This window comes from Acinetobacter suaedae, assembly GCF_008630915.1.
Lineage (GTDB): Bacteria > Pseudomonadota > Gammaproteobacteria > Pseudomonadales > Moraxellaceae > Acinetobacter > Acinetobacter suaedae.
Genome location: NZ_CP043909.1, coordinates 597227 through 614427, shown reverse-complemented (window position 1 = coordinate 614427; position 17201 = coordinate 597227). Strand labels below are relative to the sequence as shown.

Genomic DNA, 17201 nt, shown 5'->3' with positions numbered 1-17201 from the left:
GCTTGAAAAAAACTCTCCATTGTTTCTTCATCTTTATTATCTAATCTTTATTCATCAAATCACAATCGATGATACTGGATAAAACAATGAACAAAACCAAACTTGTATTGATGACGGCACTCCTTGGGGCTGCAATGGGTTTAACAGCTTGCCAATCAACACCAACACAAAAACCATCGATGGAAGCGGATCAACATCATACACATCATAAACGCGAACTGACACCAGAACAACGCGCCGAATGGCAAGCCAAACGAGCACAACGCCTAGAACACCGTGAGCAAATGCGAGAAAAGCATAAAGCTGAACGGGCTAAAATAGAACAGGCTTGTCAAGGAAAACAGATTGGTGAGCGTGCCAATGTTCAGTTGAATAATCGTATAATTGAGGGAACATGTGAAATTCGCTTCACCCCTGATAAATCACAATTTAAACGACAAAGTAATGCAACAACTTAATTCAAATCACCGTTGATACAGGCGCATTAATGCGCCTTTTTTAGTGGTGGAATTTAGTATAAAAATCACATTTTTGCAGCTTTACACAGCTGCTTACGATTTTACCTATCGAATTTGAGTAAAAACTAAAAAAAACACATACAATCTCAGTGCTTAAACAGGCTGCATAACAATCTTTGACTTCACAGTCACTAAGAAATGACCTGTAACAGCTTGTACCGAACTATAACTTGTTGCACGATTAGCGGTACAAAATGGTGCCATTGGGCACATTTATCATTGACTAAGATTATAACTCTGGTTTCACCAGTATTGAGGAACCCGCTATGCCACAATACAAAGCACCCTTACGTGACATGCAGTTCGTATTGCACGAATTATTAAACGCTGAAGCACATTATGCGAAACTTCCTGCATTTCAAGGCACCGTAAGCCGTGAATTGGTTGATCAATATTTAGAAGCAGCGGCTGATTTCTGCGAGAATGAACTTTCTCCATTAAACCAAGTAGGCGACCGCGAAGGTTGTACTTGGAATGACGGTGTTGTTACTACGCCAACAGGCTTTAAAGAAGCATATCAAAAGTATATCGAACTCGGTTTTCCATCACTTTCTGCTGATGAAGAATTTGGTGGTCAGGCACTACCAAACTCATTAGGAATTACCATTTCTGAAATGGTAGGTACTGCAAACTGGTCATGGGGTATGTACCCAGGTCTTTCTCATGGTGCTGTACGTACTTTAGAACATCATGGTTCTGATGAACAAAAAGCAACTTACTTACCAAACCTTGTTTCAGGTGTTTGGACAGGTACCATGTGCTTAACTGAATCACATGCAGGTTCAGATCTTGGTATCATTCGTACCAAAGCAGAACCAAATGCTGATGGCAGCTATGCAATCTCTGGTGAGAAAATCTTTATCTCTGCTGGTGAACACGACATGGCTGAAAACATCATCCATATCGTACTCGCACGTTTACCAGGCGCACCAAAAGGTACTAAAGGTATTTCTTTATTCATCGTACCAAAATTCAACTTAAATGCAGATGGTTCTATTGGTGAACGTAATGCTGTTCGTTGTGGTTCGATTGAACATAAAATGGGTATCCATGGTAACGCGACATGTGTGATCAACTTTGATCAAGCAAAAGGTTACTTAATCGGACCTGAAAACCGTGGCTTAAACTGCATGTTCACATTTATGAACACTGCACGTATTGGTACGGCAGTTCAAGGCTTATCTGCTTCTGAATCTTCTTTCCAAGGTGCATTGGCTTATGCGAAAGATCGTTTAGCAATGCGTTCACTTTCTGGCCCTAAAGCACCAGAAAAAGAAGCTGATCCGATCATTGTTCACCCTGCTGTTCGCAACATGCTTTTAACTCAAAAGTCATTTGCTGAAGGTGGTCGTGCACTAGTTTACCTATTAGCGCAATATGCTGATATCGTTGAAAAAGGCGAAACAGAAGAAGAGCGTAAGTTTGCTGACAACATCTTATCGTTGTTAACACCAATTGCTAAAGCATTCTTAACTGAAACTGGTTCTGAATCTGCGAAGCACGGTGTACAAGTATTTGGTGGTCACGGCTTTATTTCTGAACATGGTATGGAGCAAATCGTACGTGATACACGTATCTCTTGCCTATATGAAGGTACAACTGAAATCCAAGCACTTGACTTGTTAGGTCGTAAAGTATTGCAAACTCAAGGTGCAATGCTAAAAGACTTCACCAAGATCATCCATAAATTTGTTGAAGCAAACAAAGACAATGCTGCTATGCAAGAATTCGTTGCACCATTGGCTGCTGCTAACAAAGAATGGGGCGACATCACCATGCAAATCGGTATGCGTGCAATGCAAAACCCTGATGAAGTAGGCGCAGCTGCGGTTGACTACCTATACTTCGCTGGTTATGTAACGCTTGCTTACTTATGGGCACGTATGGCACTTGTTGCACAAGAGAAATTGGCTGAAGGTTCGACTGAAGTTGACTTCTACAATGCGAAAATCACGACTGCGCGCTTCTACTTCAAGAAGATCTTGCCGCGTATTCGCTCTCACGTAGATGTTCTTTCAACAGGTGTTGAGCCATTGTTTGAACTTGATGCGGAACACTTTGCTTTCTAAACATAGTTTAGAATGAGATGCAACGTTCATCACAAAAAAAGGACTGGTCAGTTTTGACCGTCCTTTTTTTGTTTAATCAGTGCTAAATTTACACTATTCATTTATTTGTTCGTTTTATTAGATCACTTTGCACATAATCTGTGCGTAGAAGGGAACGATTATGCCAATTTACAATGCTCCTTTAGCAGACATGAAATTCATCTTAAATGATGTATTTAAAGCAGAACAATTTTGGCAGTCTAATGAGAAACTTGCTCATGTAGATGCTGCAACCGCAGAAGCAATTTTAGAAGAAATGGCAAAATTTGCCCAAAATGTCACTCATCCACTTAACCGTACAGGTGATGAAGAAGGCGCACGTTGGGAAAATGGTGATGTATTTACACCTGCTGGTTTTAAAGAAGCATTCCGTCAATATGCTGAAGGCGGTTGGATCGGTTTAGGTGCGGATGAGGAATGGGGCGGTCAAGGCATGCCAAAAATGCTCACCGTTCTTTCTGATGAAATGTTATTCGCAACCAACCCATCATTCATGCTCTACCCTCTTCTTTCTGTGGGTGCTGGTATGGCATTAAATAGCTATGCTTCACAAGAGCAAAAAGAAACCTATTTACCTAAAATTTACTCGGGTGAATGGTCTGGTACCATGTGCTTAACTGAGCCACATGCAGGTACAGATTTAGGGATTATCAAAACTAAAGCTGAACGTAACGAAGATGGTACTTATAACATCACTGGTACTAAAATCTTCATTACTGGCGGTGACAACGACCTAGCTGAGAACATCATTCACTTGGTACTTGCAAAAACCCCTGATGCGCCAGCTGGTTCACGTGGTATTTCTTTATTCATCGTACCAAAGTACCTTGTAAATGAGGATGGTTCTTTAGGTGAACGCAATCCAGTAGGTCCTGGTTCAATCGAACACAAAATGGGGATCAAAGCCTCTGCGACTTGTGTCATGAACTTTGACGGTGCAAAAGGCTACCTCGTTGGTAAAGAAAACGAAGGTCTTGCAGCGATGTTCGTGATGATGAACTACGAACGTTTATCGATGGGTATCCAAGGTCTTGGCGCTTCTGAATTTGCTTACCAAAATGCAGCACAGTATGCGACTGATCGTCTACAAGGCCGTAGCGCAGCTGGCGTTCAATCACCAAACAAACCGGCTGACAGCATCTTAGTCCACGGTGATGTACGTCGTATGTTGCTCAATGTTCGTGCCAACAACGAAGCATCTCGTGCATTTGCAGTTTACGTAGGTCAGCAACTCGACATCACCAAATTCTCAACTGATGCTGAAGCGGTTAAGAAAGCCAATGATCGTGTTGCGCTGTTAACACCAATCGCAAAAGCGTACCTCACAGATACTGCATTCCAAGCAACCTTAGATGCACAAATGGTATTTGGTGGTCACGGTTATATCCGTGAATGGGGCATGGAACAATGTATTCGTGATCTTCGTATTGCTCAAATCTACGAAGGTACAAACGGCGTCCAATCTCAAGATTTAATTGGTCGTAAAGTGATTAAAAATGGTGGTGCATTTATCACTGAATACATCACTGAAATCCGTGACTTTGCCAATACATTAGACGCAGATTTGAACTTCATCAAAGATGCAACTTTAGATGCAGCGACAGAAATTGAAGCGGTCACTCAGTTTATCATTGAACAAGCTGCTGAAAATGTAGAGTTCCCGAACTCAGCTGCGGTTGATTATTTACATGCTGTAGGCTTACTCAGCTTTGCCTATATGTTCGCAAAAATCGCTGCTGCTGCGAAAGACAAGTCTGGTGATTTCTACCAAAGCAAGCTTGCTTTAGCTCAATATTTCGTAACACGTATTTTACCTGAACTAGAATCACGTATTAAGAAAGTTGAAGCCGGTTCTGACTTAATCATGAGCTTTAGTGAAGACTATTTCACAAATCAAGCTTAATTGAAGTAAAAGAAAAACGCCTGAAGATTCAGGCGTTTTTTTTAAACCAATAAAATCATTTTATTTTTTCATTTTTTCCACTAAAAAATCTGCTGTAATATTTACACTCGGTAATAAACCACGCCTAGTTAACATCAACAAACTTGTTGTTACCCGACCTGCAGACCATTCTGGTAAGACATTGACCAAACTTCCATTTTTGAGTTCGTGAGTACAAAAGGTTTCAGGTAACAAAGTAATTCCTATTCCCCGCCTTGCAGCCCCTTTTAACACCTCAGATTCATTGGCTATAAAGCGAATATTCGGCTGTACCATGACTTTTTCACCAGTCATATGTTGGAAATGCCATGGTGCCATTTGCATATCAGCCCATAAGCCATCATGACTAACCAAATCGTTTGGCGTATTAATTGCTAGGGTTTTCTGTAAATAAGCAGGTGATGCAACTGCAATGATCTTTTCATTTGTAAGCACACGTTGAATCAACCCTGAATCGGGCAAAGGTTGAAAATGGCTTCGGATCACAATGTCAAAATTTTCACTCATCACATCAACATAACGATCAGTAATTTCTAGCTGTATCAATAACTTTGGGTGACGTTCTGCCAATTCAGGTAAGCAATCCGATAAAATATACTGTGCGACTGGTACCGAAGCACTCAACCGAACTACACCACTCGGTTCCTGCTGCTGCATTAATAAGCTTTCCTCAGCATAGCGAAACTCATCCACAGCATTTTTAGCATGCTGATAAAACAGCTTTCCAGCTTCACTTAATACAAAGCTTCGGGAACTACGATGAATCAAGGTGAGACCCAACTTATTTTCTAGTGCAGCAACACGTTTACTTATCGTTGATTTTGGCAAATTGAGTTGCTTGGCTGCAGCAGAAAATCCTTGATACTCTACGGCGACAACAAATAGAAAAACATCATTTAGATTTTGTCTGAGTAACATACACCAATGTCCATATATGTAGACAATAAGTTGCATCATACCTGACTATTCGAAACTTTCCTGTCGTTTTATGATGATTTTACATCGCATAAAAGAGTAATCATCATGTCAATTTTAACTTTATTCTATGGTATCCCTTCAGGCTGTTCATTTGGTTCAATCGTAGCATTGGAATGGTCAGGATTACCCTATCAACTCTGTAGAATCGAAATGCCAGCTCAGAGCCATACTGAAGCATATTATCGAATCAATCCACTAGGTGAAACGCCTGCACTTATTTACGATAATGGTAAAGTTGTGACCGAAACAATGGCTATCTTGAACCATATAACAGCAAAAAGCTCAAATACAGCTTTTCATTATCAACAAGGAACTGAAGCATTTAATCTGTTTAATCAAAAACTCGCATTTTTGAATACCACCTTATTCAATGCATTTGCCCCATTATGGTATCGCATTGAACACGCTCTATCAGAGGACTCAAAACAGGTACTACAAGATTATGGAAAAGAATTAGTTGAACAAGCATTTACCGCTTTAGAAGCCTCTTTGACAAACCAAACTTGGCTAATGGGAGAACAACTATCTTTTGTCGATGGCTACTATGCTGGCATCACAAGATGGCTAAAATATCACAACGTTATTGATATTCATCATTTTCCTAATTGTCACCGTCTTTATCAAGAACTGCAAAATCAAGCTGCCGTTCAATTTACACATGCGATTGAACAACAACACCTAGCAAAGAGTTCTGGTAACTTTTTAGGTCATATATCTCTTGAAGAAATATTCCAACAGTATCCACATCTCAAATAATCATTGCTTCTAATAACAGAACTGCCGAACTCATTTGATTTAGGCAGTTCTCTCTATTAACTGAAAAACAGCATAAAAATTGCATGATAGGCTTATCATCATGCTGAGAGTCACGACTCTAATGCCTACTCAAAAAGATAAAAAACTGGAAAATTTACAACGCTTATCTGATCGTTTTGGTCATTATGCGGTTGAGGCTTTTCATTATATTGCCTTATTCATCATTGGCTGCATGATCGCATGGTCAGCCGTGCATACTGTGATTGAGATGCTCACCATCAAACAATATGCAAGCATCGATGACATTCTTCTACTATTTATTTATCTTGAACTTGGGGCAATGGTTGGCATTTACTTCAAAACCAATCATATGCCTGTCCGCTTTTTAATTTATATTGCCATTACCGCTCTGACTCGCTTATTGATTGCCGACATTCAGCACCATCATAAAGCATCAATAGATCTTGTGATTATTACTGGTTCAATTCTCATTTTAGCTTTTGCAATTCTCGTGGTTCGTTTTGCATCATGGCATTATCCATCTGTGCTTCGCGGTAAAGACCAAGAACAATCCTTAGCAGCGAATAGAACCCCTAAACCCCAAGATGATGAGTTAGCATAAAAAAAGCAGGCCACAGCCTGCTTGAATTTTGTCTCTAGTTTATGCGACACGATACACGCGGTATTTAGAATCAACTAAGATATAACGACCTTGTATCTTCATCCATTGATAACCACGTGGTGGTTGATACAAACGATGTTGACGATAATTAGAGATCACATAACGGCTATTGCGGAACTGAGAAGGTACACGCTCACCACGTTTAAATGTAATACGTTGCCCATAATGATTCCCACGATCCGCATTTGACCAATGTGGTGGCTTACGTTGATCATGACGATGGTCATAACGGTCGTAACGATGATCATAACGATCTTTGTGATCATGTTTCCAACGGCTTGACGGCTCTGCAACTGCACATGCAGACATCCCAAGCATGATCGTTGAAATAAGTACTACTAATGTCTTTTTCATTCTTTGATCCTCTGTTCTTTGACCTGAACTCAGATTAAAAGAAACTCTGGGAGAAACCATGAACAAAACAAAGTACATTGCAAAACTTTGTAATCATATCCAAGAAATTATGGAGACTTCCTGAAGATATCAACATTTAGCATTGCAAAATTCATCAACGAATAATCTCAATCGTGTAATTATCATCCGTCACAAGAAAGTAACGACCATCGACCACAACCCAATGACGGCCTCGTGGTGGTTCTCGTAATGAATAATATCCCCAATCCCTTACCACATAGCGTTCATTTCTAAATTCAACGGGTAATGCATTTCCTACAACAAACGAATCACGGCGATAGCGATATTCTGTTTTTGCATCAGGATAATACTCTATTCGAACACGAGGCTGTTGATAATGAGGATATGGATGACTGTTTTGATAAGGTTGATAATAATACCCTTTGGGAGGAGCTGTTGGTGTATAACGCTGATTAGAGAATGCAAAAGGATCTTGTGCAGGTTGCTGATAAGAAGGTGTAGTTTGATGATAAGACCGACGTTCTACACCACTATAACCACCCCATGCATTATCAGCATAAGTCATCGCTGAAAAGCAGCTCAGCAAACTGATCATACCATGTCGATAATATTTTGATTGCAGCATTGCCCTATCCTCATAAGGACTATCATTACAATATTTTAGAACAAAAAATCTACAGAGACTGTTACATTGTTTGCCATTTCAATTTGATTTAGGATGAAATAAGGAGACACTTTTTAGCTGACTTTTAGAATGTGCTAAAATCTATTTTTGAGTTTTGAGTCAATAGCTGTGTCGGAAATGAACTTTGATCGCCTCTATCAATTTTTTTGTAAAGTTCCTAGCGTTCAAGAATCCCGTATTGTTGCGCATGGCTCAGATGGTCAACATACGTGGTGGTTTAAATTTAATATCGATGTAGAACATCCACTCGCATGGCAAACCGTTCAGGAACTCGGACATGTATTGAACTATTTATCGACCAACGAGCGTTTACCTACCCAATTTTTCCCAGTCTCTCCCCCACCGTATATGAATGGCGAGCCAAAAGATTTTTTGGCTTGGGTGATTCAATGTAATCATCCTGAATTTAATCCAGACGTGATTTGTGATTGGTTAGAAGCGCGTTTACCCAATCCAGTTGATGATGAAAGTCAGTGGAAAATTCAAACAGACCTAAGTGAATTAGAGCAACTTGCAGATAAAGATTTAGATCAGTTGATTCCGCCGAGTGCCTAAAGAAATATCCCCTCTTTATCAAAAAGGGGGGGTACAGGCATTAAAAAGTCGATAAACCAGACCACTCCATAAAGCGATACAACCAGTATTTTCCTTTCGATTCATCCGCATACTTTGCATAATCAACCGTGATTTGACGTGCATTCTGATTCTCCCACGATGAATCAAAATATTGCTGAGCATCTTTAAACACTGGCGCTTGTGCAGAACCCAACACTCGCATATTGGTTTCGAGATTATAATTTTTTAGATTACGTGCGGTTAAGTTTGCAGAGCCCAAAATCAATTCAGCATGTTGTTTATCGTATTTTAATAACATTTTACTATGACACTGCTCGCCACGGGTATCACACCAGCGTATCGGAATATCAACAGCATTCAATTCAGAAGCGACTTGTCGATTAGGCATGCCATTCTTCTGACGTCCGAAAGCATCTTTATTGGGATCAAGAATAATCCTAATCTTGGCGCCCCGTTGTTGTGCCTGTTTCAACGCATTGATAATTTTTCTTTCAGACAAATAAAACATTGCAACATCTAAATATTCATCTTTCTTAGTGCCTTCAATCATTTTCAGAACAGCAGTGTAAATTGCTTTTTCAGTCAGTACTTGAACTTGAGGGAGACTTTTATCTTCGGTTAGACCGCCCATAATCACGATCGGGCTTCCTCCTTGTGACATCTGTGCAACCGTTTGCTCTGTTTGCAGCATATCTATTGCTGTTGCGCCTTCCACGACCAATGCAACATTACTATGTCGAGAACTGCCATCATGTGGATTTGCCGAAGTGACTAAACTTTTCCAACCTGAATCTGTATCCACCACTAATGTTTTACGATGGTTAGCTTTAAAGTTAAACAAAGACAAATAACTACTCAAAGTTATTTTTTGCTCACCGAATGGATTGTTTAACCATCCTCGATTTGGGTTATTCCCTAAGTCCTGACAACAGATATACCAAAATCCAGACCATAATGGATTTGAGGTGCGCAAGGGTTTCAAGTCTGTTTCAATGACTTGGATACCCGCTTGGCGTAATTGAGCATAATGCTCTGGAGCAATTCCACCATAAACAGAGTTAATTGGATCCGTGATCAGCACCACTTGCATTTGTGGGTTTTCTTGACGTTTGGCAACCAAGGCATCTGTTAATTGTTGCATTAATGGGCGCTGCTGGACTTTTGACTTTCCGACTTCCTGATTAAAAAGAAACATATCCAGCACAATGGTGGTTTTAGCCTCGTTAATCAGTTGCAACATTTCATCAAAAATGTGTTGATCAACCTGTTGCTGTCCCTGCGTATCTAGATAGGTTTGATCCGCTAAAAATTTCACATTGGCATGGCGAATTTGTCCAGTAAAATCCAATCCTTTCGGAAGTGGTTTTACTGTGTGGTAAATTGCAGAAGCAAGATACCCAATCACCAAAATACTTAATATGACTGCCATGTAACGCCGACCTGACCAGTTTAATTTTTGATGGATTCGTTGGAAGATACGCATATAAAAAGAAAAAGCCCTAGCCTAATGGATTAAGGCTAGAGCTTATACTTTGATTTTTCAATAAGATTTAAGTGAAAAATTAGAAGTTAAAATTTACACCGACTGTAAAGTTACGCCCAACTTGAGGAACTGTTGATAAGAAAGACGCATGTTGATAAACCTTTTCATCTAACACGTTGTTCGCATTCAAAAATACGCGATAGTCAGCCGCTTTACTGTATTGACCAGAGTAAGCTACACCGAGATTAACCATATTGTAGCTTTGCGTATCGGTTTCATATGCAGCAATCTTATCCTGTTGGAATACATGATAATACTCTGCAGAACCACTAAATCCGTCGCCAAAGTTAGCCTTGACTTTAGTACCTAAACGACCGGCTGGTACACGAGGCGCGTTCTCATTGTCGATCTTGCCACGAACGTAATCACCAAATACGCTCACTTTATAGATTGGCGATACTTGATAGCCAGCCTCAGCTTCAGCACCATAGAAACGAGCTTTATCTTGAGTGTATTCAACCAAACGGAAGTCTTCATAACGATCTAATGTCTGTGCAAAGATATAATCGTCGAACCAGTTATGATAAACGTGAACATGGTAATCAAATGTATTGTCGTCATAATGGAAACCTAGTTCTACATTATTTGACGTCTCTTTCTTCAACTGATCATTGCCCAATTCATAGGTATTGGTCGCAAAATGCTTACCATTTGCATATAACTCTTGTGCAAGCGGTAAACGCTGTTGATGTGATGTCACAAATGAAAGTTTATAATTCGGAGCAAACTCCCAATTCGCAGCCCCTGACACAGAGAATGCAGTGCCATCGAAATCTTTCTTACTAGAATCTTCAATATCAATTTTTTGTTGATCCGCACGTGCAGCCAGTTCAACATGGACATCATTGAATTGCGCATGTTCTAAAGCAAATACACTCCATTTCTTCGTGGTATTCGGTGCCAAGAAAGCTTCTTCACCAGTTAAAGTCAACTTCTGTTGGCTATATTGGGTTCCAATTACCCCTTCCCATGCCCCAAGTGGATTATGAACCAGCTCAAAACGTCCATCATAACCCTTATTTTTGAATCGAGTCGTAATGGTATCCTCTTCGATTTCATCATGACGATAATCAGTGTAGCTTGCTTGAGCACGCATCTTTTTAAAGCCTGCGAACGGATCATCTAATTCTGTACGGAAATCATAACGTTCAGATTTTAGATCAATCCATGGCCCACCATGTGCATGCTCATGATCGTGGTCATCATGTCCATGGTCGTCATCATGATCATCATGTCCGTGGTCATGACCATGGTCTCCACAATGTAAATGTGGTCGACCAACTAAATGTGCATCACAACTTTCATACTCATGGCTGTGCCCAGGTAAACCATACTTATCTTGACGGTTACTATATGAAATTCCTGTAAAACCACGATCATAAATCCAAGATAATCCTACATTTACCGTTTGTCCTTCAGCAAAAGTATTATCTACACGACGCTCTTTTTCACCCTCATGGAAATAGTTCGGTGCAATATAATCATTAGCTTCTCGCTTTAAACCTTCAACACGTAATGCAAATTGATCTCCCAATCCTACAGTTACGCCAGCACTTGCTAATTTTTCGTCACTGCCTGTGTTGTAACGTAGCCCTACATTACCTTCATAGCCTTTTTCTGGCATTTTTGTTGGGAGTTTACTGTCATTTACATTGACCAAACCACCCACAGTACCCGCACCAAATAATAAGGTAGATGGTCCACGAATTACTTCTACTTGCGTTGCAAGCGCAGGATCAACCGTTACGACGTGGTCAGGTGACAAGGTAGAGACATCAATATTTTCTGAAGAGTTTTGAAGTACTTTAACACGCGCACCATCTTGTCCACGGATCACAGGACGGCTAGAACCCGCACCAAACTGATTTGAGTGAATCCCAACTTCGCTAGCAAGTGCATCCCCAATCGTAACAGCACCTTCAGTCAAAGTTTTTTGGTCAACCACTGTATCTGCAACCGCAAAATCTTGTGAAGTTTGCTCAAGTGGATGTGCTTTAATTCTGATCGTCTCTAACGTTTGGACTTTTTGATTTTCTGCTGCAAGTGCCGATACAGATACAGCAGCAAGTATAGATAAGGTTAAAATATTTTTTGAAAATGACATACCGTGTCTCGGATCAGCTCAAATATTGATTGTTATACTATAACATTTCATTTATTTTGCAATAAAAAACATAGTTGAAAAAAACATTTGCTACACTGTGGCTCCATGATTTTATAAAACTTGTTTTATAACAATATGCCTTTTACCTTGTCCCATGCTGTTCTTGCCCCTCCATTATCCAGACTCAGCAAAGGTCATTTACCGATTGCAGCATTGGCAATCGGCTGTATGACACCAGATTTATATCGTTTATTTACACCTGAAAATATTACTCTTACTCATCAATGGGCTGGTGTTTTATTTCCAAACCTACCGATTGGACTATTCTTTTGTTTACTTTGGTATTTAATTTATCGTCCGGTCCTTTATCGACTATTTACAATTCGAGATGATTTAAATATCCACTCATTTGACAGTTTTATTGCTTTTAGCTTAATGAGTTGCTTTGCGATTATCATTGGAACAGCAACACATTTGATTTGGGATGGACTAACCCACCTCGACTTTCGCACGTTTGCATTTAAAACTGTACTTGCTCAACAAATCTCATTGTTCGGCTTTACTTATCCATTGCATTTTATCTTACAAATTGGTTCCTCTATTGTCGCCCTCCCTTTTATTTTTTGGATGTGTTGGCATTACTATCAAAGTCATAAACAAAATAACTTTGTTCCTCAAAATATTAAAACTTTTGTGATTGTAAGCTGCATCATTTCAATCCTTGGCGGACTATTATCCATTTGGGATTATAGCCGTCATATTGCGTCTGAAATCTGGTTGAGTGAACCTTATTTTTTCATTGGAAAATCGATCAATGAATTTACACAGACCGGACTCATCTTGTTTACGGTTGCATGTCTCTTGTTATTATTTTTAGATCGTAAAGCTTATAAGGCTTAGTTTTCTCTCAAAGCATCTGTTTACATATATTAAGACTTGAGACAAGACGCTCAACAAGGCATAATCTCCCCTTCATTGGTGCTGCGCTGTTTACGCATTCACCTTCTAGCCAATATAGTTTGGATATATAATTCAATATGATGCGCACTCATTACTGTGGCTCTCTTACTGAAGCCCAAATCGATCAAACAGTTACTCTATGTGGATGGGTCCACCGTCGCCGTGACCATGGTGGTGTAATTTTCCTTGATATGCGTGACCGTGATGGTCTCGTACAAGTGGTTATCGACCCAGATACCCCAGAAGCATTTGAAACTGCTGATAAAGCGCGTTCTGAATTCGTTTTAAAAATTACAGGTCGTGTTCGCCGTCGTTATGCTGGTACTGAAAATGCCAACATGGTCAGTGGTCAAATCGAGGTTTTAGGTAAAGAAATCGAAGTACTTGCTGCTTCTGAAACACCTCCATTCCCATTGAATGATGAAAACACCAATATTTCTGAAGAAATTCGTTTGAAATATCGTTTCTTGGACATTCGTCGTCCAGAAATGCTAGAACGTTTACGCTTCCGTTCAAAAGTAACCAATTTGATCCGTAACTATTTTGAAGATCATGGTTTCTTAGACGTTGAAACACCAATTTTGACGCGTGCAACCCCTGAAGGCGCACGTGACTATTTGGTTCCAAGCCGTGTTTCAAATGGTAGCTTCTACGCACTTCCACAATCACCACAGTTGTTCAAACAATTGTTGATGGTTGGCGGTATTGATCGTTATTACCAAATCGCTAAATGTTTCCGTGACGAAGATTTACGTGCGGATCGCCAGCCTGAATTTACCCAAATCGACGTTGAAACATCGTTCATGAGTGACGATGACATCATGGATTTAATGGAAGGCTTAACGGTTAAAATGTTTGATGAATTGTTGAATGTAAAATTCGATAAATTTGAACGTATGACCTATGCGGACGCAATGCGTGACTATGCATCTGACAAACCGGATATGCGTATTCCATTGAAATTGGTTGACGTTGCAGACTTAATGCAAGACGTTGAGTTCAAAGTATTCGCTGGCCCTGCGAAAGATCCTAAAGGTCGTATTGTTGCGTTACGCGTTCCTGGTGCTGGTTCGCTACCACGTAGTGCGATTGACGAATACACCAAATTCGTCGGTATCTACGGCGCAAAAGGCTTGGCTTATATTAAAGTTAACGAGCTTGAAAAAGGCATCGAAGGTCTACAATCACCAATCGTTAAGTTCATCGAGCCAATCGTACTTGATCTATTAAAACGTGTTGGTGCTGAGAACGGCGACATCGTATTCTTTGGCGCGGATAAAGCCAAAGTCGTAAACGATGCAATGGGCGCACTTCGTGTCAAAATCGGCCATGATTTGAATCTTGCAACCTGTGAATGGGCACCACTTTGGGTGGTTGACTTCCCAATGTTTGAAGAAACAGATGATGGCAAATGGACCTCTGTTCACCATCCATTCACACTGCCAAAATCAAGTGTTGAAGAAGTGAAAAACAATCCAGGTGAAGCACTTTCTGTTGCATACGATATGGTATTGAACGGTACTGAAATCGGTGGTGGTTCACTTCGTATCTATACTTTAGAGATGCAAAAAGCAATTTTTGAGGCTCTAGGTATTGGTGAAGAAGAGGCTGAAGAGAAATTTAGCTTCCTACTCAATGCATTACGTTACGGTGCACCTCCGCACGGTGGTTTGGCATTTGGTCTTGATCGTTTGATCATGTTGATGACAGGCGCATCTTCTATTCGTGATGTGATTGCATTCCCGAAAACCAAGACAGCTGAATGTCCATTGACACAAGCACCTGCACCAGTTGAATCAAATCAATTGCGTGACCTAGGTATTCGTTTACGTGAAAAGCCAAAAGCTGAAGAAAAATAAACCTTGAGTTTATGATTCGATAAGAACCCTGCACTCTGCAGGGTTTTTTATATCGATATGATCGCTCTTCTTTTGGAAGCTATTAGGCAAGGTAATTTATACTTTGAGATCATGTTCGCTAGTGGCATAATAAGCCTGTTTTCTATTGAAGGTAACTGCCCATGGCTATGCGCCCAGATGTTCGTCGACATACCATTGTTATTATTGTGTTTTCTCTCGCACAATGGTTTCTCATGCGTTACATCTTGTCGAATGAACTCTTCAATATGACCACTTATCAACGCATCTTATATTTTTGTATCAGTAGCTTAGCTGGCGCCTTACTGATTTTTGCAGCACTGATTTATATGGTGCTCAAAGGGAATGCAGATAAGCAAGATTAATTCACATGTCATTTTATCGTACCTTGCTTCGGGTTTTACCTTTACCATTTTTACGCAGTATTGCAAAAGTGGCGGCATACTTTATCAATCAAAACCCCAACAAAAGTATGTTATGGAAAACTCGAGTCAATTTAGCTCTCGCCTACCCTGAGCTAACGGCTGAACAAAAAGAAAAAATGGCTCGAGAAAGTGTTATCAAACAATGTCTCAGTTATATCGAATCTGGAAAATGTTGGGCAATGCCTCCTGAGTGGAGCATCCAGCAAATTCATACTGTGCATAACTTAAAAGTCTTAACTGATGCACTCAACGATCCTAAAGGTGCTTTAATCATTACACCACACCTCGGAACTTGGGAAATGATGAATGCTTGGGTACACCAATACGGTATTCCAACCATCATGTACAAACCAATGAAAGATAGTGGCTTTAATGCTTTTGCTTTACATGCTCGACAGCGACTTAATGCAACGTTGGTTCCAACAGATGCCAATGGGGTAAAAGCCTTGTTTAAAAACCTAAAACAAGGCGGATTTAGTGTGATTCTGCCCGATCATGTACCCCAACCTTCAGGTGGTGTTGTGGTTCCTTTTTTTGGAATTCCCTGCCTCACGAGTACACTTGCGAGTAAAATGGCACAAAAAACTCAATGCCGTTTAGTGGGCTTAAGCTGTTTTCGTCGCGAAGATGATGAAGGTTTTGAAGTCTATTGTGATGATCTTAATGATCCTCAACTCTATGATCGAGATATTGAGGTTGCAACGACTGCACTGAATAAAGCAGTTGAACAGATGATCAACCGCTTTCCTACAGAATATATGTGGGGGTATAAACGGTTTAGAGGTGGATTAGAAAAAGATCATTATAAATAATCCGATATAAATAGCGCATTAAAATATCGATAATTTAATGTTATATTACGAATATTGTTCAATATCTTATTTAATATGATTCCTAAAATTATTCATTATTGCTGGTTCGGTGGAAAACCTATTCCTGAACAATTGCAACAATATATCAATAGCTGGAAAGAGAAATGTCCTGATTGGAAACTAGTTCTTTGGAATGAGGAAAGCTTTGATATCGATAGCCATATTTTCACGAGCACAGCTTACCAACAAAAAAAATATGCCTTTGTTTCTGATTATGTTCGTGCATGGGCATTATATGAGTTTGGGGGGGTATACTTAGACACAGATGTTGAACTGAAGCAACCAATCGATAATTTTTTGAAATATGAAGCTTTTAGTGGTTTTGAGTCAACTAATTTACCTTTTACTGCGGTATGGGGAGCAATTCCTAAACACAGTCTAACTAGAGATATTTTAGCGTATTACAAGAATAAGTCTTATTCTGATCAAGAACCACCTAATACATCATTTATTTCAGAAATCATTTCCACTAAATTCAACATTGATAAAACCAAGGATATAAATCAATCTGGATCTAATGGAGAAAATACACTACATATTTTTTCCTCCAATTATTTCTGTCTAGATCTTCCCCAAAATTATGCCACCCATCATTTTATAGGCTCATGGTTAGATGGCAGTAGCGGCAAGAAGCCATACAAAAAGCAGCTACATAATAAATATTATTTAAATCAAGTAGAAGATTGTTTTTTATTAGAAAAAAGACAGTTAAAAAATATAGCCCAGCAATTAAACTTAAGACAGCTCTTTATTATTCTTCGATATTTCATTCGCTCCAAATTTAAATAAAAATAAAAGGC

16 protein-coding genes are annotated in these 17201 nt (G+C 39.7%); 11 read left to right on the top strand and 5 right to left on the bottom strand.

Features of this window, described 5'->3' with window-relative positions; all coding sequences use genetic code 11:
• The first annotated feature begins 86 nt into the window (after positions 1 to 86).
• The 3 genes from F2A31_RS02965 to F2A31_RS02955 all read left to right on the top strand — a co-directional run bounded on the left by F2A31_RS02965 (position 87) and on the right by F2A31_RS02955 (position 4529).
• A complete protein-coding gene (locus F2A31_RS02965; protein WP_150025099.1) occupies positions 87 to 458 on the top strand; it encodes a heavy-metal resistance in 372 nt (123 codons plus the stop codon).
• A 326-nt stretch (positions 459 to 784) separates the two neighbouring features.
• Positions 785 to 2587, top strand: a complete 1803-nt coding sequence (locus F2A31_RS02960; protein ID WP_150025098.1) for an acyl-CoA dehydrogenase C-terminal domain-containing protein — start codon at positions 785 to 787, stop codon at positions 2585 to 2587.
• 160 nt (positions 2588 to 2747) lie between these two features.
• Positions 2748 to 4529, top strand: coding sequence for an acyl-CoA dehydrogenase C-terminal domain-containing protein (locus tag F2A31_RS02955; protein ID WP_150025097.1), 1782 nt, complete (start codon positions 2748 to 2750; stop codon positions 4527 to 4529).
• 60 nt (positions 4530 to 4589) lie between these two features.
• On the opposite strand, the gene F2A31_RS02950 is transcribed toward F2A31_RS02955, so the two are convergent.
• A complete protein-coding gene (locus tag F2A31_RS02950) occupies positions 4590 to 5486 on the bottom strand; it encodes a LysR substrate-binding domain-containing protein (protein ID WP_150025096.1) in 897 nt (298 codons plus the stop codon).
• Positions 5487 to 5591: 105 nt separating this feature from the next.
• Between F2A31_RS02950 and F2A31_RS02945 the strand changes: the two genes are divergently transcribed.
• Both F2A31_RS02945 and F2A31_RS02940 read left to right on the top strand, forming a co-directional pair.
• On the top strand, positions 5592 to 6302 hold the full coding sequence (locus tag F2A31_RS02945) for a glutathione S-transferase family protein (protein ID WP_150025095.1): 711 nt from the start codon (positions 5592 to 5594) through the stop codon (positions 6300 to 6302).
• Between the two features lie 121 nt (positions 6303 to 6423).
• Entirely contained in the window at positions 6424 to 6924 is a 501-nt protein-coding gene (locus F2A31_RS02940) for a phosphate-starvation-inducible protein PsiE (protein WP_150025094.1), read from the top strand.
• A gap of 39 nt (positions 6925 to 6963) precedes the next feature.
• Here F2A31_RS02940 and F2A31_RS02935 read toward each other — a convergent pair whose 3' ends face one another.
• Both F2A31_RS02935 and F2A31_RS02930 read right to left on the bottom strand, forming a co-directional pair.
• Positions 6964 to 7338, bottom strand: coding sequence for an RcnB family protein (locus F2A31_RS02935; RefSeq protein WP_150025093.1), 375 nt, complete (start codon positions 7336 to 7338; stop codon positions 6964 to 6966).
• A gap of 154 nt (positions 7339 to 7492) precedes the next feature.
• Entirely contained in the window at positions 7493 to 7984 is a 492-nt protein-coding gene (locus tag F2A31_RS02930) for an RcnB family protein (protein WP_150025092.1), read from the bottom strand.
• A gap of 168 nt (positions 7985 to 8152) precedes the next feature.
• Between F2A31_RS02930 and F2A31_RS02925 the strand changes: the two genes are divergently transcribed.
• Entirely contained in the window at positions 8153 to 8599 is a 447-nt protein-coding gene (locus F2A31_RS02925; RefSeq protein WP_171490549.1) for a hypothetical protein, read from the top strand.
• A gap of 40 nt (positions 8600 to 8639) precedes the next feature.
• Here F2A31_RS02925 and F2A31_RS02920 read toward each other — a convergent pair whose 3' ends face one another.
• Together F2A31_RS02920 and znuD are read right to left on the bottom strand one after the other, a co-directional pair.
• The gene (locus F2A31_RS02920) at positions 8640 to 10103 is read right to left on the bottom strand and encodes a phospholipase D family protein (protein ID WP_171490548.1); all 1464 of its coding nucleotides are present in this window, start codon (positions 10101 to 10103) and stop codon (positions 8640 to 8642) included.
• Positions 10104 to 10182: 79 nt separating this feature from the next.
• Positions 10183 to 12267 (bottom strand): zinc piracy TonB-dependent receptor ZnuD, encoded by a 2085-nt coding sequence (gene znuD / locus F2A31_RS02915; protein ID WP_150025089.1) that lies wholly within the window; start codon positions 12265 to 12267, stop codon positions 10183 to 10185.
• A 135-nt stretch (positions 12268 to 12402) separates the two neighbouring features.
• On the opposite strand from znuD, the gene F2A31_RS02910 reads away from it, so the two are divergent.
• From F2A31_RS02910 to F2A31_RS02890, 5 genes are all read left to right on the top strand, one after another.
• The gene (locus F2A31_RS02910) at positions 12403 to 13167 is read left to right on the top strand and encodes a DUF4184 family protein (RefSeq protein ID WP_150025088.1); all 765 of its coding nucleotides are present in this window, start codon (positions 12403 to 12405) and stop codon (positions 13165 to 13167) included.
• A 137-nt stretch (positions 13168 to 13304) separates the two neighbouring features.
• Positions 13305 to 15086 carry an aspartate--tRNA ligase gene (gene aspS, locus F2A31_RS02905; protein WP_150025087.1) on the top strand — a complete coding sequence of 594 codons (1782 nt, stop codon included), beginning with the start codon at positions 13305 to 13307 and terminating at the stop codon, positions 15084 to 15086.
• Between the two features lie 161 nt (positions 15087 to 15247).
• On the top strand, positions 15248 to 15469 hold the full coding sequence (locus F2A31_RS02900) for a hypothetical protein (RefSeq protein WP_150025086.1): 222 nt from the start codon (positions 15248 to 15250) through the stop codon (positions 15467 to 15469).
• A 5-nt stretch (positions 15470 to 15474) separates the two neighbouring features.
• A complete protein-coding gene (locus tag F2A31_RS02895) occupies positions 15475 to 16341 on the top strand; it encodes a lysophospholipid acyltransferase family protein (RefSeq protein ID WP_150025085.1) in 867 nt (288 codons plus the stop codon).
• Between the two features lie 75 nt (positions 16342 to 16416).
• A complete protein-coding gene (locus F2A31_RS02890; protein ID WP_150025084.1) occupies positions 16417 to 17190 on the top strand; it encodes a glycosyltransferase family 32 protein in 774 nt (257 codons plus the stop codon).
• The last annotated feature ends 11 nt before the right edge of the window (positions 17191 to 17201 follow it).